The following is a 22072-nucleotide window of genomic DNA, read 5'->3' as shown; positions in this document are numbered from 1 at the left end:
GGCCGGCGGTGGGGGTGGGGGGGGTGGTGGGGGTGGTGGCGGTGAGGGGCCTAGGGGGTGATTTTCAGACCGCCCACGGTGAGCACCCCGCGCGATGAGGGTCGGCGGTCCGAAAATCACCCAGCCGCCGGAGCACCCACCCCCGGAACCGCCCCCGGACCCACCCACCCTCCCGAAAGCCCCCCCACCCCACAACAGCCCCGCGCAGCGGCCCCCTACCGCACCGCGACGAAGGCGTCAGCGCTCCGCTCCGGGCGGACCCGCGGCGCCTCCGCCGGGCGTCCCACGGCGACGGCCCCCATCGGGTCCCAGTCGTCGGGGAGGTCCAGAGCCGCTCGGACGGTGTCACGGCAGAACATCGTGGAGGAGACCCAGGCGGTGCCGTACCCCTCGCCGGTGAGCGCGACCAGCAGGTTCTGCACGGCGGCGCCCAGGGCCACCGTGAACATCTCCCGTTCGGCCGCGGCCCGCCGCGGGTCCGGGTAGTCGTGCGACCCGTCCATCACCAGGCACGGCACCACCAGGTACGGCGCGTCGCGCAGCACGTTCCCGCGGGCGGTGCGGCGGGCGATCCGGGCCTCGTCCCAGCCGTCGAGTTCACGGAGGTCGCGCTGCCAGGCGCCGAGCATCGCGTCCAGCAGCCGGACCCGGGTCTCGGCGGACTCCAGCAGGACGAACCGCCAGGGCGTGGTGTGGTGCGGGGCGGGCGCGGTGACGGCGGCGGCCACCGCGCGCCGGACGGCGGCCGGGTCGACCGGGTCGGCGGTGAAGGAGCGGACGGTGCGCCGCAGGGTGACGGCCTGGCGCAGCGCCTCGGAGGTGCCGAGCCGGAACATGTCGTCCGCGGCGGGCCGCACCAGCGGCCGGGTGCCGGCGCCGTCCTCGGCGGTGACCAGGTGGCCGAGCCCGCGTACGACGGCGACCGGGACGCCGGTGGCCTTGCCCTTGACGAGGTCGCCGGCGGCCGCGAGTTCGTCGGCGGTCGCGGTGACGGTGAGCACCAGTTCGTTGCCGTGGCTGTCGGTGCGCCCCCGGTGGTCCTCCAGGACGGACAGTCCGGCGGCGCCGATCGCGACGTCGGTGAGCCCGTTGCGCCAGGGCCGGCCGAAGGTGTCGGTGACGACGACGGCGATCCGGTGGCCGGTGAGCTGCTGGAGCCGGGCGCGCAGCGCGCGGGCCGAGGCGTCCGGGTCCTCGGGCAGCAGCAGCACGGTGCCGGGGGCGGTGTTGGAGGCGTCGACCCCGGCGGCGGCCATGACGAAGCCGTTGCGGTTCTCGACGATCCGGGCCGGTCCGCGCCGGGCGACCACCCGGACGGTCTCGGCGTCGACCGCGGCGTCCCGGTCGGTGGCGTGCAGCAGCCGGCCCTCGGCCTTGCTGACGATCTTCGAGGTGACCAGCAGGATGTCGCCGTCGCGGTACGTCCCGGCCTTGGCGATCAGCCCGGCGAGGTCGGCCCCGGCCTCGACCTCGGGGATGCCCTGGACCGGGAGGATCTCGATGGTCACGTGCGGACCTGCTCGGCCAGGGCCAGCGCCGCGCGGGCCATCTCGGCGGTGGCCTCGACGTCGGTCATCAGCAGCGGGACGGCCCGGCAGGCGATCCCGGCGGCCTCGACGGCCGGGACGGCCTGCTCGTCGGCGGTGTCCACCAGCCAGCCGTCGATGAGGCCGGCGCCGTAGTTCAGCGCGACCGCCTCGGCGGTGGCCTCGACGCCGACGGCGGCGAGCACCTTGTCGGCCATGCCCCGTACCGGCGCCCCGCCGATGATCGGGGAGAGCCCGACCACCGGTGCCGGGGCGGCGGCGACGGCGTCCCGGATGCCGGGGACGGCGAGGATGGTGCCGATCGAGACGACCGGGTTGGACGGCGGGAAGAGGATGACGTCGGCCTCGGCGAGGGCCTCCAGCACGCCGGGCGCGGGCTTGGCGGTGTCCGCGCCGACCGGGATGATCGCCTCGGCGTCGACGGCGGCGTGCAGCCGGACCCAGTACTCCTGGAAGTGGACGGCCCGGGTGCCCTGTTCGTCGGTGATCCGTACGTGGGTCTCGACCCGGTCGTCGCTCATCGGCAGGAGCCGCACGCCGGGCTTCCAGCGCACGCACAGCGCCTCGGTGACCTGGCTGAGGCTGTACCCGGCGGTGAGCATCTGGCTGCGCACGAGGTGGGTGGCGAAGTCGCGGTCGCCGAGCCCGAACCACTCGGGGCCGACGCCGTACTCCTTCATCTCGGCCTTGATCGACCAGGTCTCGTCGGTCCGGCCCCAGCCCTGTTCCTCGTGGATGCCGCCGCCGAGGGTGTACATCACGGTGTCGAGGTCGGGGCAGACCTTGAGCCCGTAGAGGTGGATGTCGTCGCCGGTGTTGCCGATGACGGTGATCTCGTCCTGCGGTCCGACCGCCGCGAGGAGTCCGCGCAGGAAGCGCGCCCCGCCGATCCCGCCTGCCAGTGCCACGATGCGCATGGGGTCATCCTGCCACGGTCGGACTCTTCGTCAGGCCTCGGTCAACGCCGCTCGGACTCCGCCGCGTGCGCGTGCTGCTCGGGGACGGCGGTGGCGGTGCCGTACTGGTTCATCGCGGTCAGGCCCGGGGTGTAGAGGTGGATGGAGACGGCGGGTTCGAGCGCGCCGTTGACCACCTCGTGCAGGTAGCCGGAGGAGAACACCCGCTGCCCGCCGGGGCGCAGGGTGCGGGCCCCTTCGCCGGCGTGAGTGAGCGAGCGTTCGGTCAGCTCGCCCTGGACGACGGTCATCACGCCGGAGGACTCGCCGTGGTCGTGGAAGCCGCTGCTCTGGCCGGGCAGCCAGCTGAGCAGCCAGACCTCGTAGCCGGGGCCGGTCTCCAGACGGGCGTACCAGCGGGTGAGCGCGTCGTAGCGGACCAGCGGTTCCCAGCGGGTGCGGTCGGCGGCGATCTCGCGGACCAGCCGGGCGTACCCGGCGACGGTGGTGGGGTGGCCGGGCAGGTCGGTGCGGGCGAGGTGCGGGAAGGCGAGCGGGTCGCCGGCGATGGAGACGTCGCTGAGGCCGTCGGCCCAGCGGTGCCGGTCGCCGTGGCGGGGGGTGTGGGCGGCGGCGAGGCCGCGGCGGGCGTGCTTGTTGCGGTCGCGGTTCCGCTTGCGGATGCGGATCATGCGCACGGGAGTCGTCCTCGGATGGCTCGGCTGGTTCGGGGATCAGCCGGATCCGGGATGTCCTGGGGCGGGATTCGCGGGCGGCCTCTGTGCTTCCTGGGCGGCGCGCGGTGGGACGCGGGCGCCTAGATACAGCAGGAACAGAGGCGACAACAGGAGTTCACGGCACGGCGGAGCGTGGAACCGCTCCGGGGGCTGGCGAACTCTGACATGGAGGAAAGGAGACCGCATCCGCAGGGGCGGTGTCAAACCGGAGGATGCGGCATTCGAGTGGGTTAGGTCCGGATCTTTCCTGGATGGGGTGATTCATCACTCTCTATGTTTCGATGGGAAGATCGCCGGGAAGGGAGGCCGATGACCGGCCTGTCACGATGACCGAGCGTCATTCCGCGAGTGATTGCGGGCGTTTCGGTGTCGCCGGGGCTTTCGGACCTAAGGTCCGATGTGTCCGGATATGTACACTATTCGTAACGGCTTGGTGCCAGGGAGTGAATCCCGGCCTCAATACCAGAGCTCGGCTTGACTGGGCCAGAGTGACGCAACTGTAATTTCACTCGTGTCGTCAGCCGCACGAGGCAACGGCAACCACGGGGACGCCAAGTAGGGGCAGAGGAGGCGCGCCACATGAGCGAGCTCTTTGAGCTGTTGATCGGGGACGGCATCGCGGAGGAAGAGGAGGAATTCGGTTGGCAGGAGCGCGCGTTGTGCGCCCAGACCGACCCGGAGTCCTTCTTCCCCGAGAAGGGTGGCTCGACCCGCGAGGCCAAGAAGGTCTGCCTCGCCTGCGAGGTCCGTTCGGAGTGCCTGGAGTACGCCCTCGCCAATGACGAGCGCTTCGGCATCTGGGGAGGCCTCTCCGAGCGCGAGCGCCGCCGGCTCAAGAAGAGCGCCGTCTGACCGGGGCGGCCCCGACCGATCTCGCTGACCCTCCGCCACCGGCGGACGGCCGCACAGCTGTACGAGCGCCTCACCGCGACGGTGGGGCGCTTTCGTGTTCCCGGACCGGTTCATGCCGATCCCGGGTCCCCTTCTTCACCGCCTCCGCACCGGCACCGGGCACGAAGCGGCCATCCGGAGCCGTTAGTGTGGTGCGCCATCCGGTTGCCGTTCACCGGCTGTGTCCACCGAGAACTGGGGCCCGCGCACTCGATGACCGTCTACAGCCACCAGAGCGGCTTCACCGCTTCCAGGCCGCCCGCCTACCCGCGCCACCTGGTGACCGCGGTGATCGTCTCGCACGACGGCGCCCGCTGGCTGCCGCAGGCCCTGGCCGGACTGCTCGGCCAGGACCGCCAGGTCCAGCGGATCCTCGCGGTCGACACCGGATCCACCGACAACTCCCCGCAGCTGCTCGCCGACACCCTGGCCGACTGGCTGCCCGAGAGCGGCCCGCTGGTGCTCGGCCGCCGGGCCGGCTTCGGCGCCGCCGTCGCCGAGGCCGTCGCGAGCAGCGCGCCCCTGCGCCCGGAGGACCTCCCGTACCGGCTCGACCCCTCCGGCTACGACCCGGTCACCGGCGGCTGGGACGACTACGGCGACCCGCTCGCCCAGGAGGACGACCTCGGCCGCGGCGGCCCGCGCGAGACCCAGCCGGTCGAGTGGCTCTGGCTGCTGCACGACGACTGCGAGCCGCAGACCGACGCGCTGCGCCGGCTCCTCCAGGTCGCCGACTCCACCCCCAGCGCCGGCGTGGTCGGCCCCAAGCTGCGCAGCTGGTACGACCGCCGCCAGCTGCTGGAGATCGGCGTCACCATCGCCCGCTCCGGCCGCCGCTGGACCGGCCTCGACCGCCGCGAGCAGGACCAGGGCCAGCACGACCAGGTCCGCCCGGTGCTCGCCGTCTCCAGCGCGGGCATGCTGGTGCGCCGGGACGTCTTCGAGGAGCTCGGCGGCTTCGACCGGGCCCTCCCGCTGATGCGGGACGACACCGACTTCTGCTGGCGGGTCAACGCCGCCGGCCACCGCGTGGTGGTCGCCCCCGACGCCGTGCTGCGGCACGCCGAGGCGGCCAGCCGCGAGCGCCGCGCGATCGACTGCGGCCCCGCCCACCCGCACCGGGTGGACAAGTCCGGCGCCGTCTACACCCTGCTCGCCAACTGCAAGGGCGCGCTCTTCCCGTACGTGCTGCTGCGCCTGGTGCTCGGCACCCTGGTGCGGGCCGTCACCAACCTGCTCGGCAAGGACCCGCGCCAGGCGGTCGACGAACTGGCCGGCCTCGGCCACGAACTCGTCCGCTTCCCACGGCTGTTGGCCGCGCGCAAACACCGTGCCCGGACCCGCGCCGCGGACGCCCTGGACGACCGCACGCTCTTCCCGGCGCCCGGCGCCACCACCCGGCTGGCCGTCGAGGGCGTCATCGGCTCGCTCGGGATAGGGGGCGCCGACGACACCGGCAGCCGGCACGGCTCGGTCGAGGCCGGCGGTGACGAGGACGGCGAGGACCTCGTCGTCGAGCAGTTCGCGCTGATCAAGAAGCTGGCCCGGCGCCCCGCGCCGGTGCTGTTCGCCGGCCTGCTGGTGTTCGCCCTGGTCGCCTGCCGCGGCCTGTTCGGCAGCGGCGAGCTGTTCGGCGGCGCCCTGCTGCCCGCCTCCGACGGCGCGGGCGGCCTGTGGGCGATGTACGCGGACGCCTGGCACCCGGTCGGCACCGGCTCCACCGCCGCCGCACCGCCGTACCTCGGCGTGCTCTCGGTGCTCTCCTGGCTGCTGTTCGGCCACGCCGACCTCGCGCTCACCCTGCTGGTCGTGCTCACCGTCCCGCTCGCCGCGGTCAGCGCCTACCTGGTCTCCCGGCCGCTGCTGGACTCCAAGCTGGTCCGCGCCTGGGCCAGCGCCACCTACGCGCTGCTGCCCGCCGCCACCGGCGCGCTCGCCCAGGGCCGGATCGGCACCGCCGTCCTCGCCGTGCTGCTGCCGCCGCTGGCCCGCGCCGCCGCGATCGCGGCCGGCCTCGGCATCCGCCAGGAGAGCGCCGCCAAGGGCGCCCGCCCCGGCTGGCGGCCGGTCTGGATGACCGTCCTGCTGCTCACCCTGGCCACCGCCTTCGTCCCGCTGACCTGGGCCCTCGCGGTACCGCTCTGCCTGGCCGTGCTGGTCCTCGCGGTGCTGCGCGGCGGCGCCTTCGGCTCCGGCGGCACGGCGCTGCGCCTGCTCGGCCTGCGCGTCCTGGTGATCCTCGCGGTGCCCGTCGCGGTGCTCGCCCCCTGGTCGCTCAAGGTGCTGTCGCACCCGCAGTGGCTGCTGCTGGAGGCCGGGCTGCCCGGACTGCACGGCGCCGGGGCGAGCGCGGCCGGCCTGCTGCTGGTCAACCCCGGCGGCGCCGGGGTGCCGCCGGTCTGGCTCTCCACCGGTGTCGTCCTCGCCGCGCTGGCCGCGCTGCTGCGCGCCGACCGCCGCCGCGCGGTGCTCGCCGCCTGGGGCGCGGCCGGTGCCGGGCTGGTCTTCGCCGTCGCGGTGGCGGGCACCTCCGTCACCCCGGCCTCCGGCGGCCAGCCGGTGCCCGCCTGGGCCGGCCCGGCCACCCTGATCGCCGGGATCGCCCTGCTCGCCGCCGCCGCGATCGGCGCCGACGGCGCCAACGCCCGGGTCGCCGGTATCGCCTTCGGCTGGCGCCAGCCGGTGGCCGCCCTGGTGGTGGCCGCCGCCGTGCTGGCCCCGCTGGGCACCGGCCTGTGGTGGGCGCTGACCGGCGCCGGGGGCCCGCTGCACCGCGCCGCGTCCGGCCAGGTGCCGGCCTTCATCGCCGAGGAGGCCGGTACCAGCGACCGGTCCCGCACCCTCGTGGTCACCGGCCAGAAGGGCGCCGTCCGCTACACCGTGGTGCGCGGCGCCGGCCTGACCCTCGGCCAGGCGGAGTCCACCGTCGACCCGGCCACCGGCACCCAGGGCGGTCTGGACCGGATGGTCGGCAGCCTGCTGGCCGGCTCCGGCGCCGACCAGGCGAACGCCCTGGCCGGTTACGGCATCGCCTACGTGCTGGTCGAGCGGCAGGCCGTGGACGCCTTCAAGGACGTCCTGGACACCACCCCCGGCCTGGTGAAGGCCAACCAGGACGGCGACGCCGCGCTCTGGCAGGTCAACGGCGCGCCCGCGGTGCGCGCGGTGATCACCGCTCCGGGCGCCACCCCGGTGGTCGTCCCGTCCGGCGAGCGCGACCTCGCCGCCACCGTCCCGGCCGGTCCGGACGGCCGGGTGCTGCGGCTGGCCGAGACCGCCGCCCCCGAGTGGAAGGCCACCGTGGACGGCACCGCGCTGGAGCCCACCACGGTCGACGGCTGGGCGCAGGGCTTCAAGCTCCCGGCCGCCGGCGGCAAGCTGAGCGTCACCCGCGAGGGCAGCCTCGTCCACACCGGCTGGATCTGGGCGCAGGTCCTGGTCGGCCTCACCATCCTGGTGCTGGCCCTGCCCGGCCGCCGCAGCCACAAGGACGACGACCTGCCCGAGGAGGTGGTCGCCGCCGCCGCGCTGGCCGCCGCCGCCCAGGCGCAGGCCCCCGCCCCCGGCAGCCGCCGGGCCCGCCGGATGGCCGAGCGCGGCGAGGGCGGCGAGCCCGGCGCCGAGGAGCCCGGGGTGTACGACGGCCCGCCGGGCGCGATCCCGGCGCAGCCCGCCGGCGAGCCGGTGGCCGGGGCGGTCCAGGCGGCCGCCGCCGTCCAGGAGGCCGAGCCGTACACCGACCCGTACCAGACGTACCAGCAGGCCGACCCGTACAGCTACGACCAGTACGCGGCCCAGCAGCCGGTGGCCGCGCCGTACGCGGGCCAGGGCTACGAGGGCCACGGGTACGACGGCCACCAGCAGGGCTACCCGCAGCAGGGGTACGACCAGCAGGGCTACGAGCAGCAGGGGTACGAGCAGTACCCGCAGGAGCAGTACGGCTACGACGCCTACCAGCAGCAGCCCGGGCAGCCCCAGCAGACCTGGCTGCCGGGCCAGCAGCAGGGCGAGCCGTACTACGACCCCAACGAACCGGGCGGCACCGGGCACCCTTCCGGGAACTACGGCCCCCACCAGCACGGATCGGGGAGCTGACCCGCCATGAAGAAGCCCGCATTCGGGAAGAAGTCCGCAGCCCGGGCCGAGCAGCCCGTCGAGCCCGCCGCCGCTCCGGCCGGGGTCGCGGAGCCCGCCGGCGCGCCGGGGACGGCCCCCGGCCGGTCCGCGGGGAAGACCACCCAGTCGCTGCTGGCCGCGGCCGTGGTGCTGGCGGCCGTGTTCGGGATCGCCGAGCTACGCCCGCCGGCCGGCCCGGCCAAGGCGGACGGCGGGGCCGCCCCGAGCACCGCGCAGGTCGAGCGGACGGCGGCGGTCTGCCCGCAGCCCTTCCAGGGCCTGACCGGCTCGACCACGCTGACCGCCTACACCCCGCCCGGCACCGGCTCGGCCACCGGCGGCGCCAGCTGGCTCTCCGAGCAGGCCGCCCCGGCGACCCCGCCGAGCGCGGCCCCGTCCGCCCCGGCGCCGAGCGGATCGCCGGCCGCCGCGCCGAGTGCGGCCCCGAGCGGCTCCGGCGCCCCGGCCACCCCGGCCCCGGACAAGAACGCCGCGCCCGCCGACGCCAAGCTGACCCTCGGCAAGCCCGGCACCCCGGCCACCGGCCCGGCCAGCAACGGCGACGCCGCGCCCGGCACCGGGGCCGTCGCCACCGGCGCGCTCGCCCCCGGCTTCACCGTCAGCCAGACCACCGTGGTCACCGAGCAGCGCGGCACCGGCCTGTCCGGTCTGACCTGCACCCCGGAGAGCACCAGCTTCTGGTTCGCCGGGGCCAGCACGGCCGGCGACCGGGTCGACTACGTCAGCCTGGTCAACCCCGAGTCCTCCGCCGCCGTGGTCGACATCAAGCTGTACGGCGACAAGGGCCTGATCGACAACGACGCCGCCAACGGCATCACCGTCGCCCCCGGCAGCTCGCAGTCCGTCCTGCTGTCGACGATCAGCAAGGGCGCCGTCACCGACCTCGCCGTGCACGTGGTGGTGCGCTCCGGACGGATCGGCGCCGCGCTGCACGCCGCCGACGGGGCCAAGGGCGCCGACTGGGTCCCCGCCTCGGCCGAGCCGGCCGCCACCCAGGTGATGCCCGGCCTGCCCGCCGACGCCACCGCGGCCCGGCTGGTGGTCTGGGCCCCGCCGGAGGACGACGCCGACCTCAAGATCCAGCTCTCCGGCAAGAACGGCTGGTTCACCCCGGCCGGCAACGAGTCGATCCACGTCAAGGCGGGCATGGTGGCCGCCGTCGACCTGGGCAAGGTCACCCGGGACGAGGTCGCCGGGCTGCGGCTGTCGCCCAGCGACGACCGGCACCCCACCAAGATCGTGGCCGGCCTGCGGGTCGACCGCACGGGCGGCAACGGCAAGAGCGAGGCGGCCTGGCTCACCGGCAGCGGCCCGGTCGGCGCCCGCGCCACCGTCGCCGACAACCGGGCCGGCGCCTCCACGGTCTTCCTGACCTCCACCGGCGACGCCGCCACCGTCAAGGTCACCGGCTCGGCCGGCAGCGGCGGCGGCACCCCGGCGACCAAGGAGGTCCAGCTCCCGGCCGGCGGCACGGTCGCCATCCCGGCGCCCGAGCCCGCCGGGCTGAACGGCGTCTTCGCGGTCACCGTGGAGACCGAGTCCGGCGGCCCGGTGGTCGCCGCCCGGATGCTCGCCCTGCCCGCCAAGGACGTGCCGATGTTCACCGTCCAGGCACTGCGCGACGACCACAGCACCGTGCAGGTCCCGCAGGCCACCCAGGACCCGGGCGTGGTGCTGCGCTGACCGGCCCTTCCGGGGCCCGCGGGGCCCCGGAAGGTCACTCCTCGTCGTAGCGCGGGTCGATCGCGTCCGGCGACAGCCCCAGCAGCTCGGCCACCTGCTCGATCAGGATCTCGTGCACCAGCGCCGCCCGGTCCTCCCGGGTCTTCGCCCGGATCTCCACCGGCCGCCTGTACACCACGATCTGGCTCTTGTGGCCCTTCTGACCGGGCGACACCCGGCCCAGCGGCACGCCGTCCTCGGTGTCGGCGCCGTCCGGCTCGTGCAGCGGCACCTCCTGCACGGCGAACTCCACCTCGATCAGCTGCGGCCACCGCCGCTCCAACCGCTCCACCGACTCGCGCACGTAGTCGTCGAACAGTTCGGAGCGGGTGAGCGAGATCGGCACCTGGGGCGGGGCCAGAGGGCCGCGCAGCCCCCTGCCGTGCCGGTCGCGGTGCCGGGGGCGGCGCGAAGGGCCTGTCGATGACTGCGGTGCGGAGCTGTCCATATCACTGCCGAGAGTAGTCCTTGGCGGGTCGGAAGTGGACCACTCCGACGGGGGAATCGCCGGTGCGACGGCGCGTGTCCGAGCGGCCGGAGCGAGCCGGTCGGCAGGAGCCGGGCGGGCGCGCCCGGGGCGCCCCCACGGCCCGGCGGGGCCCCGGCGAGGGGAGGCCGGTGAGCACCCGGGGCGCGACACGGCACCCCCGCCGGACAGGCGGTCTTCGCTCCCCGGCGGGGAGTGCGGTACCGTCCACCCTCGTGAGCTCTGTACGTCGTTGTTCGCGGACCGCGTGCGGCCGACCGGCCGTCGCGACGCTGACGTACGTCTACGCGGACTCCACCGCCGTCCTGGGCCCGCTCGCCACCTACGCCGAGCCGCACTGCTACGACCTGTGCGCCGAGCACGCCGAGCGGCTCACCGCCCCGCGCGGCTGGGAGGTCGTCCGGCTCGCCCTCGAGACCGGGCCGCTGCGTCGCAGCAGCGACGACCTGGAGGCCCTCGCCAACGCCGTCCGCGAGGCCGCCCGCCCGCCGACCCCCCGTCAGGGCCGCGTCCCCGAGGGCGAGTCCACCGAGGGCGGCCGCCGCGGCCACCTCCGGGTCCTGCGCTCGCCCGACAACTGAGCACTCGCCCCGCACGGTGCGTTCGCCCGGCCCGGGTACGCTGCCCGTCTGACACCACCGCGATCCGTCGACCGGACGCGCCGGTGGCCCGACGTATCGATCAGCACAGAACCAGGGTGGAGCCGCAGTGCGCGACCTCAAGCAGCTCGTGAAGGCGTACGACGTCCGAGGTGTCGTCCCGGACCAGTGGGACGAGAGCCTGTCCCGGGCCTTCGGCGCCGCGTTCGTGCAGGTCACCGGCGCGACCGCGATCGTGGTCGGGCACGACATGCGCCCCTCCTCGCCGTCGCTGAGCCGGGCCTTCGCCGAGGGCGCCGCGGCCTACGGCGCCGACGTGGTCGAGATCGGCCTCTGCTCGACCGACCAGCTCTACTACGCCAGCGGCAAGCTCGACCTGCCCGGCGCGATGTTCACCGCCAGCCACAACCCGGCCCAGTACAACGGCATCAAGCTGTGCCGGGCCGGCGCCGCCCCGGTCGGCCAGGACACCGGCCTGTCCGAGATCCGTGAGCTGGTCGAGTCCTGGACCGCCGAGGACGACACCGTCACCGTCCCGGCCAAGGACGTGAAGCCCGGTGGGCTCTCCGCCCAGGACACCCTGCGCGGCTACGCCGACCACCTGCTGGGCCTGGTCGACCTCAGCGCGATCCGCCCGCTGAAGGTCGCCGTGGACGCCGGCAACGGCATGGGCGGCCACACCGTGCCGACCGTCTTCGACGGCCTGCCGATCGAGCTCGTCCCGATGTACTTCGAGCTGGACGGCACCTTCCCCAACCACGAGGCCAACCCGCTCGACCCGAAGAACCTGGTCGACCTCCAGGCCGAGGTCCGCAAGGTCGGCGCCGACATCGGCCTGGCCTTCGACGGCGACGCCGACCGCTGCTTCGTGGTCGACGAGCGCGGCGAGCCGGTCTCCCCGTCCGCGATCACCGCCCTGGTCGCCGCCCGCGAGATCGCCCGCGCCCAGGCCTCCGGCGAGGCCGAGCCGACGATCATCCACAACCTGATCACCTCCTGGACCGTCCCCGAGGTGGTCCGCGAGCTCGGCGCCGCCCCGGTGCGCACCCGGGTCGGCCACTCCTTCATCAAGCAGGAGATGGCCGTCACCGACGCCGTCTTCGGCGGCGAGCACTCCGCCCACTACTACTTCCGCGACTTCTGGCGCGCCGACACCGGCATGCTGGCCGCGCTGCACGTGCTGGCCGCGCTCGGCGGGCAGCAGGGCACCCTCTCCGAGCTGACCGCCGAGTACGACCGCTACGCCGCCTCCGGCGAGATCAACAGCACCGTCGCCGACCAGGCCGCCAGCACCGCCGCCGTCCGCGCCGCCTACGCCGGCCTGGAGGGCACCACGGTGGACGAGCTGGACGGCCTCACCGTGGCCGGCCCGGACTGGTGGTTCAACCTGCGCGCCTCCAACACCGAGCCGCTGCTGCGCCTGAACGTCGAGGCCAAGGACCCGGCGCGGATGGCCGAACTGCGCGACGGCGTGCTCGCCGTCGTGCGCGCCTGACCGGACCGCGCCTCACCGAAGCGCACCGTGCCCCGGCCGGTAGGGTTGCCTATCGGCCGGGGCACCTCCGTGCCACCACCGAACTTTGGAGAGCCCCCATGAAGCTCGAATCCTTCCTGCTGGAGATCCTGGTCTGCCCGCAGTGCCGGGCCGCGCTCGCCGAGGGCGGCACCGAGGAGCAGCCCGAGCTGCTCTGCACCGGCGCGGACTGCGGCCTCGCGTACCCGGTCCGCGAGGGCATTCCGGTCCTCCTGGTGGACGAGGCCCGCCGCCCGGCCTGATCCTGTTGGGGCCGACCAGCCCCGGGGCCGACCCGCCCCACCCGCGCCCGCCGCCCACACAGGACAGCCGGAGGCCCGCCGCATGCTCGACGACACCCTGCTCGACGATCCGGCCGCCCTCCAGCGCGCCGACCACGACCGCGCCCTGCTGGCCCTGGCCGGCGCCGGCGCCCGGGTCCGCACCGCGCTGCGGCAGGCCGACGCGGCCGGCCTCGACCGGCTGCGCCCCGACGGCCGCCCGCGCGCCGTCCTGGTCGCCGGGCACGGCAGCGCCCTGACCGCCGCCGAGATCCTCGCCGCGCTGGCCGGGACCGCCGTCCTGGTCGTCCCGCTGCCGCCGACCGAGGCCGTCGCCCCGCGCGTCGACCGGGCGGCCGGCGCCCCGCCCGCCTTCACCGCCGGGCTCGGCTGGCAGCTGCCCGGCTGGGCCGGACCGCTCGACCTGCTGGTGATCAGCTCCGCCGACGGCGGCGAGCAGGGCCTGATCGGTCTCGCCGAGCAGGCCTACGCCCGCGGCTGCTCCGTCGTCGTCACCGCCCCGCCCGGCAGTCCGCTGGCCGAGGCCGCGCTGCAGGTGCGCGCGCTGCCGCTGCCGTACGTCGGCACGGTGCTGCCCGACGAGGGCCCGCCCGCCGCACCGGCCGCCGAGCCGGACCTGCCGGCCGAGGACCCGGCCGCGCTGTGGTCCCACCTGACCCCGCTGCTGGCGCTGGCCCAGAAGCTCGGCCTCACCCAGCTGCCCTACGACGCGCTGCCGGCCGTCGCCGACCTGCTGGACACCGCCGCCGTGCGCTGCCGCCCGGACGCCGCCGCGTACACCAACCCGGCCAAGGGCCTGGCCGCCCGGCTGGCCGGGACGGTCCCGCTGCTGTGGGCCGAGGGCCCGGTCGCCGGCGCCGCCGCCTCCCGGTTCGCCGCCCAGCTCGCCGAGCGGGCCGGCCGCCCGGCGCTGACCGGCGCGCTGCCGCAGGTGCTCACCGCCCACCGCGGCATGTTCACCGGCCAGTTGGGCGCGGGCGCCGACCCGGACGACTTCTTCCGCGACCGGGTCGAGGAGCCCGACCCGCTGCACCTCCAGGTGCTGCTGCTGCGGCACGTCCCCGAGGCCGGCGCGCCGGACCCCGGGCAGGAGCAGGACGGCCCCGCCGAGGTGCCCGAGGACGACGAACGGCCGCGCAGCTTCGGCGTGCGCCGCGCCCACCGGCTGGCCGCCGCCCACGACGTACGGCTCACCGAGTACGCGAGCTCCCTCGCGGACCCGCTGCACGCGCTGGCCGACCTGATCGCGCTGACCGACTTCGCCGCCGTCTACCTGGGGCTGGCCGCCGCGCAGTCCTGAGGCCGCTACTCTCTGCCCATGAGCACAGAGGGCGGGACGAAGGCACTGGTCGCGGCGCTGTCCGCCAACCTGGCGATCGCGGTGGCCAAGTTCACCGCCTTCGGCTTCACCGGCTCCTCCTCGATGCTGGCCGAGGGCGTCCACTCGGTGGCCGACTCCGGCAACCAGGTGCTGCTGCTGATCGGCGGCAAGCGGGCGCGCCGCGCGGCGGACGAGGAGCACCCGTTCGGGTACGGGCGCGAGCGCTACGTGTACGGCTTCCTGGTGGCGATCGTGCTGTTCAGCGTCGGCGGTCTGTTCGCGGTCTACGAGGGCTGGCACAAGGTCAACCACCCCGAGGCGCTGGACTCCTGGGGCTGGGCGGTGGGCGTGCTGGTCTTCGCCGTCGCGATGGAGGGCTGGTCCTTCCTGACCGCGGTGCGCGAGTCCGCCAAGGCCAAGGGCGGCCAGGGCTGGGTGCAGTACATCCGCACCGCCAAGGCGCCCGAGCTGCCGGTGGTGCTGCTGGAGGACACCGGCGCGCTGATCGGCCTGGTGCTCGCGCTGCTCGGCGTCTCGCTCACCGTGATCACCGGCGACGGCGTCTGGGACGGCGTCGGCACCCTGTGCATCGGCGTGCTGCTGGTGGTGATCGCGGTGGTGCTCGCGCTGGAGACCAAGTCGCTGCTGCTCGGCGAGTCCGCCGACAAGGACTCGGTGCGGCGGATCCGCGCCGCGCTGGTGGACGGCGAGGCGGTCACCGGGGTGATCCACATGCGCACCCTGCACCTCGGCCCGGAGGAACTGCTGGTCGCCGCCAAGATCGCCGTCAACGCGGAGGACAGCGCCGCCCGGGTGGCGCGGGCCATCGACGCGGCCGAGGAGCGGGTCCGCGCCGCCGTCCCGATCGCCCGGGCGATCTACCTGGAACCGGACGTCTACAGCGCCGAGAAGGCCGCCGCGGGCGAGGACCCGGCGGCCACCCCGGGCGGCCCCGGGCCGGGCGCCGCGCACTGACGGACCGTCCGGCGAGCCGGGTCGCGCGGGGGCCGGCGGCGGTCGGGCAGGGGTCTTGCGGCGGCTGGGCGACGGCCGGATCCGGCCGCCCAAATCAGTCATCCGCGGACGCCCGGTGGGGCCATCGGTGTAGATTCGTCACCAGAGCCAGAACGTCGCTGCTGATGGCGGTCGATCGGCGGTCCGCACCCGTAGGGTGTGCGCCGGTCGAGGGAGAGAGGTCCTCCGACGGTTTGTGCTGCGCAGCAGGGAGCCGGTCCGCCACCACGGGATCCGGCGGCCCCGGCGTAGCCGTGCACCCGTACGGCCCGCCATGCGCACCGCACATCCGGACCTCGGCCCGTGCCCCACCCCATCAGCGAGGAGCAGACGCATGTCGACCGACATCACCGGTGACTTCAAGGTCGCCGACCTTTCCCTGGCGCCGTTCGGCCGCAAGGAGATCCAGCTGGCCGAGCACGAGATGCCCGGCCTCATGTCCATCCGCGCCGAGTACGCCGCCGCGCAGCCGCTGGCCGGCGCCCGGATCACCGGCTCGCTGCACATGACCGTCCAGACCGCGGTGCTGATCGAGACCCTGACGGCGCTCGGTGCCGAGGTCCGCTGGTGCTCCTGCAACATCTTCTCCACCCAGGACCACGCCGCCGCCGCCATCGCGGTCGGCCCGGAGGGCACCCCGGAGAACCCGCAGGGCGTGCCGGTCTTCGCCTGGAAGGGCGAGACCCTGGAGGAGTACTGGTGGTGCACCGAGCAGGCGCTGACCTGGCCCGACGGCAAGACCCCGAACATGATCCTGGACGACGGCGGTGACGCCACCCTGCTGATCCACAAGGGCGTCGAGTTCGAGAAGGCCGGTGCCGCTCCGGACCCGTCCACCGCGGACAACGACGAGTTCCGGATCATCCTGGAGCTGCTCAACCGCACGCTCGTGGAGACCCCGAACAAGTGGACCGAGGTCGCCGCCACCATCAAGGGCGTGACCGAGGAGACCACCACCGGTGTCCACCGCCTGTACGAGATGCACCGTGACGGCCAGCTGCTGTTCCCGGCGATCAACGTCAACGACTCGGTCACCAAGTCGAAGTTCGACAACAAGTACGGCTGCCGCCACTCGCTCATCGACGGCATCAACCGCGCCACCGACGTCCTGATCGGCGGCAAGGTCGCCGTCGTCTGCGGCTACGGCGACGTCGGCAAGGGCTGCGCCGAGTCGCTGCGCGGCCAGGGCGCCCGCGTCATCGTCACCGAGATCGACCCGATCTGCGCGCTCCAGGCGGCGATGGACGGCTACCAGGTCGCCACCCTGGAGGACGTGGTCGAGACCGCCGACATCTTCATCACCACCACGGGCAACAAGGACATCATCATGGCCTCGCACATGGCCCGGATGAAGCACCAGGCCATCGTGGGCAACATCGGCCACTTCGACAACGAGATCGACATGGCCGGCCTGGCCAAGCTCGACGGCGTCGTGAAGACCGAGGTCAAGCCGCAGGTCCACGAGTGGCGCAAGGCCGACGGCCGCACCATCATCGTGCTCTCCGAGGGCCGCCTGCTGAACCTGGGCAACGCGACCGGCCACCCGTCCTTCGTGATGTCCAACTCCTTCGCGAACCAGACGATCGCCCAGATCGAGCTGTTCACGAAGACCGAGGAGTACCCGATCGGCGTCTACGTGCTGCCGAAGCACCTGGACGAGAAGGTCGCGCGCCTGCACCTCGACGCGCTGGGCGTGAAGCTGACCACCCTGTCCCAGGAGCAGGCCGACTACATCGGCGTCCCGGTCGAGGGCCCGTACAAGGCGGAGCAGTACCGCTACTGATGCGGTGAGTCGCCGCTGACGCGGTGATCGGCGAACGCCGGTGGCCGGCACCCCCCGTGGGTGCCGGCCACCGGCGCGTTCGGCGCGTGGTCGGTCGTCCGGTCGTCCGGTCGTCCGGTCGTCCGCCGAGAACGGTCGTCCGGTCGTTCTCAGCGGACGAACACGTCGGTGGTCCAGTCGCGTTCGTCCACACCGATCGGCTCGGTGCGCGAGAGCAGCCCGGACAGTCCGCCGATCTCGTCCAGGGCCGGCGGCGTGCCGCCCCCGTACACGGCGGCGCAGATCCACACCCCGTTCCGGGACTGGCAGGTCGGGGCGGGGCTGGGGTGCCCGGTCGGCATCGTGCCGGGCTCGTCCGTGTCCGGTCGCAGTTCGAGGGTGACGGTCTTTCCCTGGACCTTGAAGTTCAGGTAGAGGTTCCAGGCTCCCCGGCCTTCCGGGTCCGGGCGGGAGAGCTGCACCATGTCGGGTGTTCCGAACTCCTCGGGCAGGTTGGTGAACTGGACCGGCAGCGGGACGTCCCGGTGTCCGTACCGGACGCCGTTGGCCACCCTGAGCAGCACGTCGCGACCGGTCTGCTCCGGGGTGCCGTTGCTCGCGGCGAGCTCCGCCCAGCGGCCCGAGGGGGTCAGCCAGCGCAGTGACCACGTCTGCTTCCCGCTCGGCAGGTTCGCCCAGTAGGCCGTCCGCCCGTTGATCGGGGGGGCGTCCTCGCGCACCAGGTGGATGTCGTACGGGGGCGACTGGGGGTCCAACGGCGGCTCGACCCCGGCCGGGTAGAGCTGGAGGTTCAGGCGCGGGATGCTCCGGCCGGTGTCCTTGTTCGCGGAGTAGAGGCCCTTGGCCTGGATCTCGCGGTCGATCCGACCCGGTTGGTCCACCCAGTCGGGCAGCCAGCCGTACGAGACCTCGGTGCTGAGCGGGTCCGAGGCGGCGGCCGGGGCGGTGGTCGACGTCGGGGTCGGGGTCGGCGTCGGCGTCGCGGTGACCGCCGGGAGGGTCTGCACCGCCGGTGTCGTGTTGCCGGGCTTCATCAGCATCGTGGCCGTGAGTGCGACGGCCGCCACGACGGCCACCGCGCCGGCCGTGGCCCGGTACCGGCGCTGCAGGCGGGCCCGTCCGCGGGTGATGGACGTGGTGATGTCGAAGGCCGCGGGCGGGGCCGGCTCGTCGGCCAGGGCCGACAGGGCGATGCTCAGCTCACGGTGATCGGTGGCGGTCATGACGTCCTCTCTGCAAAGGCCGGGACGAGAACGAGACTGCGGCGGAGGGTCTCCAGGGCGCGCGCGCTCTGGCTCTTCACGTTGCCGGAGGAGCAGTTCAGCGCCTCGGCTGCCTGGTCGATCGACAGGTCGCAGTAGTAGCGGAGCACGACGGCCGCGCGCTGGCGCGGCGGGAGCGCCGCCAGGGCCTTGCGCAGGTCGAGCGAGACGTCCAGGTCGATGCTCGTGGCCGCGATGTCCGGATCGGTACCGGTTCGTACCGTCCGGCGCCACCAGGAGGTCCGCTGCTCGGCGAGGAACGTGTTCACCAGCGTCCGGCGGGCGTAGCCGTCCACGTTCGTCGCGCGGCTCGCCTTCGCCCAGTGCACGTACAGCTTGGTGATGGTCTCCTGCACCAGGTCGTCGGCCCGGTGCCAGTCCCCGCACAGCAGATAGGCGACCTTCCGCAGCCAGCCACTCCGTGAAGCCACGAACTCCGTGAACTCCGCGTCGCGTGTCTGCTTCGCCATCTGCACCCCCTCTCGTCGTGGCGGCGGCGCGTCTCCCGCGCCGTCCGACCCTCTGATGCGGGCACCGGCCCGGAATGTTGCACCGGACGCCGGTGCGTAGGCTTTCGGGCATGCCCAACGGTCGGTACTCGCTCCATGACACCCATGACCACGTGCTGCTCGGCGAGGAGCGGTTCAGCTGCGCGCCCGGGGCGGCCGGCTGGCGGTACGTCTCCAAGACCTACGCGCCGGACGGGCAGGTGATCGGCAGCGTCGACCTGACGCTGGACTCGCGGGCCCGGCCGTTGCGGATGGAACTGCGGGCCGGCGGCTGGCAGGTGCGCGGCGGCGCGGTGGACGGGGTGGCGTGGGTCCGCACCGACGCGGCCGACCCGGGCGGCGAGCACGCGGCGGAGGGGCACGACCGGGCGCACGGCTTCGCCGGACGCTCGCCGGGCTTCCTGGTCGCCACCGCCCGGATGCTGCGGCTGCGGGAGGGGGCGAGCGCCCGGGTGCGGCTGGTGGCGTTCACCGAGCCGGTGCTGGCGCCGCGCACCTTCGACCAGGGGTGGCTGCTGGAGGGCGTGGACACCCACGCGACGGACTCGGGGCCGCTGCTGGTCGAGCGGTACCAGGTGGCGGACCTGGAGACGGGGGAGCAGCAGGTGGTGCACCTGGCCGGGGACGTGGTGCTGGCGGCGGCGGGGATCGAGCTGGAGGAGCTCCAGTCGCCGCCGAACGCCTGGCCGGTGGGGGAGTAGGGGCGGGGCCCAGACGGGCGGGGTTCAGGCGGGCGGGGCGAAGCCTGCGTCGGGGGCGGGCGGGGTCGGCTGCGAGGGCTTGACGAAGGACGGGGCCGCGGGGGCGGCCGGCGTCGGGACCGGTGCCGGGGCCGCTACCGGGGGCGTCGGTACGGGCGCGTGCGCGTGCGCCGCGGGCACGCCGAGCACGCGGTGGGGGCGGCCGTCGGCCGTGGGGGCCTGGGCGACGGCCGGGTGCGGGGCGGGGGCCTGGACGGGGGCCGCGGCCATGAACCGCTGCTGGGCGCGCATCCACTCCCGGCGCTGGCGTTCGGTGAGCACCGCGCCCAGGTAGGCGGCCGGGTGCAGTCCCGGCGGAATCGGGTTCCCGATCCGGGCGGCCAGGTCCTCGGCCAGCCCCGCGGCCATCCGGAAGGACACGCCGGGATCCAACTGACCCACCCGGACGAGCAGTTGACGGATCGCCAGCCAGAGCGGCTCGGGCACCGCGGACAGGTCCATCGCGACCAGCTCACGGCCCATGTCGTGCAGCAGCTGCGGGTGCACCGGGGGCAGCGGGCCGGCCGCACCGGCTCCGGCCGGAGTGCGCTCGCGGACCACGACCGTCCCGGCGAAGATGTCGCCGAGCCGCTTGCCGTCCGCGTTCAGCGTGGAGGTGATCACGGCCGGGGCGCCGGTTATCGCGATCAGCTCGAAGAAGCCCGCCAGCCCGCGTACCAGCGAGTGCCGGAACCGGACCGGGCCGCCGTCGGTGCGCACCACCCGCAGGCCGAGCGCCGCCTTGCCGACCGAGCGCCCGCGGCTGAGGGTCTCGATCATCACCGGCACGGCCACCAGGAAGAAGACCGTCATCCCGAGCATCGTCGCGGCCAGTGCCGCGCTGTCCAGGCCGGACAGGGCGATGCTCAGCACCAGCGTCGACACGAACAGGGCGGCGAACTCGATGAGCAGGTCGAGCACGATCGCCAACGCCCTGCTCGGAAGCTTCGCCGTCTGCAGGTCGAGGACGACCGCCTCACCCGTCACCAGGTCGCTCAAGACACCTGTCCGTTCACGCTCATGCGAGCAGGTGGGAGCACACGTGGATCGGCCCCCACTGCCCGCTCTCCGCAGTCTGATCCGCAGCCGCAAACATACGGCGCCCGGTGGTCGCACGGGAAGTGAGATCCCGGCGGCCGGGGCGGCGACGGTTCCTGGCATGCTGGGCCCGCACGTGTCCGTACGTACCTGCCCGACCCGCGCACGCGCGCCTCGCGCCATCGCCGACCATGGAGCCGCCGAATGGACCTGGACGTCTTCGTCGCCACCCACCAGGGGGAGTGGGCCCGGCTGGACGCCCTTGCCCGTAGGCGCCGGCTCAACGGGGACGAGGCCGACGAGCTGGTCACCCTCTACCAGCGCGCCACCGGCCACCTGGCCAAGGTGCAGGCCGCCGCGCCGGACCCGGCCCTGGTCGGCCGGCTGACCGGCCTGGTCTCGCGGGGCCGCAGCGCGGTGACCGGCGCCCGCACCAACGGCTGGCAGGACGTCGCCCGCTACTACACGGTGAGCTTCCCGGCCGCGCTGTACCGCGCGCGCCGCTGGTGGATGCCGGTCGCGGCGGTCTCGATGGTCGTCACCGTGCTGATCGCCTGGTGGATGGCCACCCACCCCGAGGTCCGGAACAGCCTGATCGCGCCGGACGACCTGCGCGAGCTGACCCGCCCCGGCGGACAGTACGAGGCGTACTACTCGGACCGGCCGGCCAGCTCCTTTGCGGCCCAGGTCTGGACGAACAACGCCTGGATCGCCGTGCAGTGCCTGCTCTTCGGTATCGCGCTGGGCATCCCGGTGCTCGTCGTGATGTGGGTCAACGTGGTCAACCTCGGCGTCGGCGTCGGGCTGATGGCCTCGGCCGGGCGGCTGGACGTCTTCCTCGGCCTGCTCATCCCGCACGGCCTGCTGGAGCTGACCACGGTCTTCGTGTCCGGCGGCCTCGGCCTGCGCCTCGGCTGGACCCTCATCGACCCCGGCCCGCGCACCCGCGCGGTGGCACTGGCGGAACAGGGCCGCTCGATCATCGGCATGGGAATCGGGCTGGCGACGGTGCTGGCCGTGGCCGGCGTGCTCGAAGCCTTCGTGACGCCGTCCGGCCTGCCGACCTGGGCCCGCATTTCCATCGGAGTCGTGGCGGAGGCGGCGTTCCTCACCTATGCGCTGGTCCTGGGCCGGAAGGCCGCGGCGAGCGGGGAGTTCGGCGACGTGGACGCGGCCGACCGGGCGGACCTGCAGCCCGTCGCGGCCTGAGCCGTGGTGATCAACAGGCCGTTGACCTGCTAGTCTTCTCGCATCCCGACCAAACCATTGACGTGGTGTGGGTGGGCTAGTAGGTTTGAACGGTTGGGAGCGACTGGACAACGGTCGGGCCCGGGCGTTAGTGTCTACGACACCGCCGAAATCGAGGCGAGCGCGTTTCACGAAATGCGTGCCCTCCGATGAAGCAAATCCCACGGACGGAACACTCCGAAAGCTTTGATAAGCTTCGGAACGAAGTTCGCAGGAAATCCCCCCAGCGGGAATCGGATGAATGAAACTCCGGAAAACGGAGCGGAAAACATCTGGTAAGCTGGAAACACGAAAGAACGAAGCGCCCGGAGGGCCCGCTGGAAGGC

Annotated in this window: 19 protein-coding genes; 11 read left to right on the top strand and 8 right to left on the bottom strand. The window is 74.0% G+C overall.

What is annotated here, in order from left to right; genetic code table 11:
- Nucleotides 1-215: 215 nt before the first annotated feature.
- From ACFV8H_RS38205 to ACFV8H_RS38195, 3 genes are read right to left on the bottom strand one after another with little or no spacing between them, the layout of a single operon-like run.
- A complete protein-coding gene (locus ACFV8H_RS38205; protein WP_380408928.1) occupies nucleotides 216-1508 on the bottom strand; it encodes a coenzyme F420-0:L-glutamate ligase in 1293 nt (430 codons plus the stop codon).
- On the bottom strand, nucleotides 1505-2464 hold the full coding sequence (cofD, locus tag ACFV8H_RS38200; RefSeq protein ID WP_380408926.1) for a 2-phospho-L-lactate transferase: 960 nt from the start codon (nucleotides 2462-2464) through the stop codon (nucleotides 1505-1507). Before cofD ends, ACFV8H_RS38205 begins: the two co-directional genes overlap by 4 nt.
- 41 nt (nucleotides 2465-2505) lie before the next feature.
- Nucleotides 2506-3141, bottom strand: coding sequence for a cysteine dioxygenase (locus tag ACFV8H_RS38195; RefSeq protein WP_380408924.1), 636 nt, complete (start codon nucleotides 3139-3141; stop codon nucleotides 2506-2508).
- 618 nt (nucleotides 3142-3759) lie between these two features.
- On the opposite strand from ACFV8H_RS38195, the gene ACFV8H_RS38190 reads away from it, so the two are divergent.
- The 3 genes from ACFV8H_RS38190 to ACFV8H_RS38180 all read left to right on the top strand — a co-directional run bounded on the left by ACFV8H_RS38190 (nucleotide 3760) and on the right by ACFV8H_RS38180 (nucleotide 9891).
- Nucleotides 3760-4032 (top strand): WhiB family transcriptional regulator, encoded by a 273-nt coding sequence (locus ACFV8H_RS38190; RefSeq protein ID WP_375895861.1) that lies wholly within the window; start codon nucleotides 3760-3762, stop codon nucleotides 4030-4032.
- A 252-nt stretch (nucleotides 4033-4284) separates the two neighbouring features.
- On the top strand, nucleotides 4285-8166 hold the full coding sequence (locus ACFV8H_RS38185) for a glycosyltransferase (protein WP_380408922.1): 3882 nt from the start codon (nucleotides 4285-4287) through the stop codon (nucleotides 8164-8166).
- Between the two features lie 6 nt (nucleotides 8167-8172).
- Nucleotides 8173-9891: a DUF5719 family protein gene (locus ACFV8H_RS38180; protein ID WP_380408920.1), complete on the top strand. Its 1719-nt coding sequence runs from the start codon at nucleotides 8173-8175 to the stop codon at nucleotides 9889-9891.
- A gap of 34 nt (nucleotides 9892-9925) precedes the next feature.
- Here the strand turns inward: ACFV8H_RS38180 and ACFV8H_RS38175 are convergent, their stop codons facing one another.
- A complete protein-coding gene (locus ACFV8H_RS38175; RefSeq protein WP_350509617.1) occupies nucleotides 9926-10378 on the bottom strand; it encodes a metallopeptidase family protein in 453 nt (150 codons plus the stop codon).
- A 170-nt stretch (nucleotides 10379-10548) separates the two neighbouring features.
- Here ACFV8H_RS38175 and ACFV8H_RS38170 point away from each other — a divergent pair, with 170 nt between their 5' ends.
- The 6 genes from ACFV8H_RS38170 to ahcY all read left to right on the top strand — a co-directional run bounded on the left by ACFV8H_RS38170 (nucleotide 10549) and on the right by ahcY (nucleotide 16949).
- Nucleotides 10549-10998 (top strand): DUF3499 domain-containing protein, encoded by a 450-nt coding sequence (locus ACFV8H_RS38170; protein WP_380408918.1) that lies wholly within the window; start codon nucleotides 10549-10551, stop codon nucleotides 10996-10998.
- 127 nt (nucleotides 10999-11125) lie between these two features.
- A complete protein-coding gene (locus tag ACFV8H_RS38165) occupies nucleotides 11126-12511 on the top strand; it encodes a phosphomannomutase/phosphoglucomutase (protein ID WP_380408917.1) in 1386 nt (461 codons plus the stop codon).
- A 98-nt stretch (nucleotides 12512-12609) separates the two neighbouring features.
- Complete coding sequence (locus tag ACFV8H_RS38160) at nucleotides 12610-12792, top strand: Trm112 family protein (protein WP_375895850.1); 183 nt, start codon at nucleotides 12610-12612, stop codon at nucleotides 12790-12792.
- An 82-nt stretch (nucleotides 12793-12874) separates the two neighbouring features.
- Nucleotides 12875-14131, top strand: a complete 1257-nt coding sequence (locus tag ACFV8H_RS38155) for an SIS domain-containing protein (protein WP_380408915.1) — start codon at nucleotides 12875-12877, stop codon at nucleotides 14129-14131.
- An 18-nt stretch (nucleotides 14132-14149) separates the two neighbouring features.
- Nucleotides 14150-15127, top strand: a complete 978-nt coding sequence (locus tag ACFV8H_RS38150; RefSeq protein WP_375895846.1) for a cation diffusion facilitator family transporter — start codon at nucleotides 14150-14152, stop codon at nucleotides 15125-15127.
- A 373-nt stretch (nucleotides 15128-15500) separates the two neighbouring features.
- Nucleotides 15501-16949 (top strand): adenosylhomocysteinase, encoded by a 1449-nt coding sequence (ahcY, locus tag ACFV8H_RS38145; protein ID WP_375895843.1) that lies wholly within the window; start codon nucleotides 15501-15503, stop codon nucleotides 16947-16949.
- 149 nt (nucleotides 16950-17098) lie between these two features.
- On the opposite strand, the gene ACFV8H_RS38140 is transcribed toward ahcY, so the two are convergent.
- Entirely contained in the window at nucleotides 17099-18172 is a 1074-nt protein-coding gene (locus ACFV8H_RS38140) for a hypothetical protein (RefSeq protein WP_380408914.1), read from the bottom strand.
- On the bottom strand, nucleotides 18169-18681 hold the full coding sequence (locus tag ACFV8H_RS38135; protein WP_380408912.1) for a SigE family RNA polymerase sigma factor: 513 nt from the start codon (nucleotides 18679-18681) through the stop codon (nucleotides 18169-18171). Before ACFV8H_RS38135 ends, ACFV8H_RS38140 begins: the two co-directional genes overlap by 4 nt.
- A 110-nt stretch (nucleotides 18682-18791) precedes the next feature.
- Here ACFV8H_RS38135 and ACFV8H_RS38130 point away from each other — a divergent pair, with 110 nt between their 5' ends.
- On the top strand, nucleotides 18792-19421 hold the full coding sequence (locus tag ACFV8H_RS38130) for a hypothetical protein (RefSeq protein WP_375895836.1): 630 nt from the start codon (nucleotides 18792-18794) through the stop codon (nucleotides 19419-19421).
- A gap of 24 nt (nucleotides 19422-19445) precedes the next feature.
- Here ACFV8H_RS38130 and ACFV8H_RS38125 read toward each other — a convergent pair whose 3' ends face one another.
- Nucleotides 19446-20459, bottom strand: a complete 1014-nt coding sequence (locus ACFV8H_RS38125; RefSeq protein ID WP_380408910.1) for an RDD family protein — start codon at nucleotides 20457-20459, stop codon at nucleotides 19446-19448.
- A 243-nt stretch (nucleotides 20460-20702) separates the two neighbouring features.
- Between ACFV8H_RS38125 and ACFV8H_RS38120 the strand changes: the two genes are divergently transcribed.
- Nucleotides 20703-21707: a stage II sporulation protein M gene (locus tag ACFV8H_RS38120; RefSeq protein WP_375895831.1), complete on the top strand. Its 1005-nt coding sequence runs from the start codon at nucleotides 20703-20705 to the stop codon at nucleotides 21705-21707.
- 167 nt (nucleotides 21708-21874) lie between these two features.
- On the opposite strand, the gene ACFV8H_RS38115 is transcribed toward ACFV8H_RS38120, so the two are convergent.
- Nucleotides 21875-22072: hypothetical protein (locus ACFV8H_RS38115; protein WP_380408908.1), on the bottom strand; the 198-nt coding region annotated here is incomplete at its 5' end.

This window comes from Kitasatospora sp. NPDC059827, assembly GCF_042731675.1.
Taxonomy (GTDB): Bacteria; Actinomycetota; Actinomycetes; order Streptomycetales; family Streptomycetaceae; genus Kitasatospora.
This window is presented reverse-complemented; position numbering and strand designations above follow the sequence as displayed.

Coding starts and splice junctions, on each gene's coding strand:
- ahcY (WP_375895843.1), top strand. CDS start 15,501: ATGTCGACCGACATCACCGGTGACTTCAAGGTCGCCGACCTTTCCCTG.
- ACFV8H_RS38155 (WP_380408915.1), top strand. CDS start 12,875: ATGCTCGACGACACCCTGCTCGACGATCCGGCCGCCCTCCAGCGCGCC.
- ACFV8H_RS38150 (WP_375895846.1), top strand. CDS start 14,150: ATGAGCACAGAGGGCGGGACGAAGGCACTGGTCGCGGCGCTGTCCGCC.
- cofD (WP_380408926.1), bottom strand. CDS start 2,464: ATGCGCATCGTGGCACTGGCAGGCGGGATCGGCGGGGCGCGCTTCCTG.
- ACFV8H_RS38190 (WP_375895861.1), top strand. CDS start 3,760: ATGAGCGAGCTCTTTGAGCTGTTGATCGGGGACGGCATCGCGGAGGAA.
- ACFV8H_RS38180 (WP_380408920.1), top strand. CDS start 8,173: ATGAAGAAGCCCGCATTCGGGAAGAAGTCCGCAGCCCGGGCCGAGCAG.
- ACFV8H_RS38130 (WP_375895836.1), top strand. CDS start 18,792: ATGCCCAACGGTCGGTACTCGCTCCATGACACCCATGACCACGTGCTG.
- ACFV8H_RS38175 (WP_350509617.1), bottom strand. CDS start 10,378: ATGGACAGCTCCGCACCGCAGTCATCGACAGGCCCTTCGCGCCGCCCC.
- ACFV8H_RS38185 (WP_380408922.1), top strand. CDS start 4,285: ATGACCGTCTACAGCCACCAGAGCGGCTTCACCGCTTCCAGGCCGCCC.
- ACFV8H_RS38135 (WP_380408912.1), bottom strand. CDS start 18,681: ATGGCGAAGCAGACACGCGACGCGGAGTTCACGGAGTTCGTGGCTTCA.
- ACFV8H_RS38160 (WP_375895850.1), top strand. CDS start 12,610: ATGAAGCTCGAATCCTTCCTGCTGGAGATCCTGGTCTGCCCGCAGTGC.
- ACFV8H_RS38140 (WP_380408914.1), bottom strand. CDS start 18,172: ATGACCGCCACCGATCACCGTGAGCTGAGCATCGCCCTGTCGGCCCTG.
- ACFV8H_RS38120 (WP_375895831.1), top strand. CDS start 20,703: ATGGACCTGGACGTCTTCGTCGCCACCCACCAGGGGGAGTGGGCCCGG.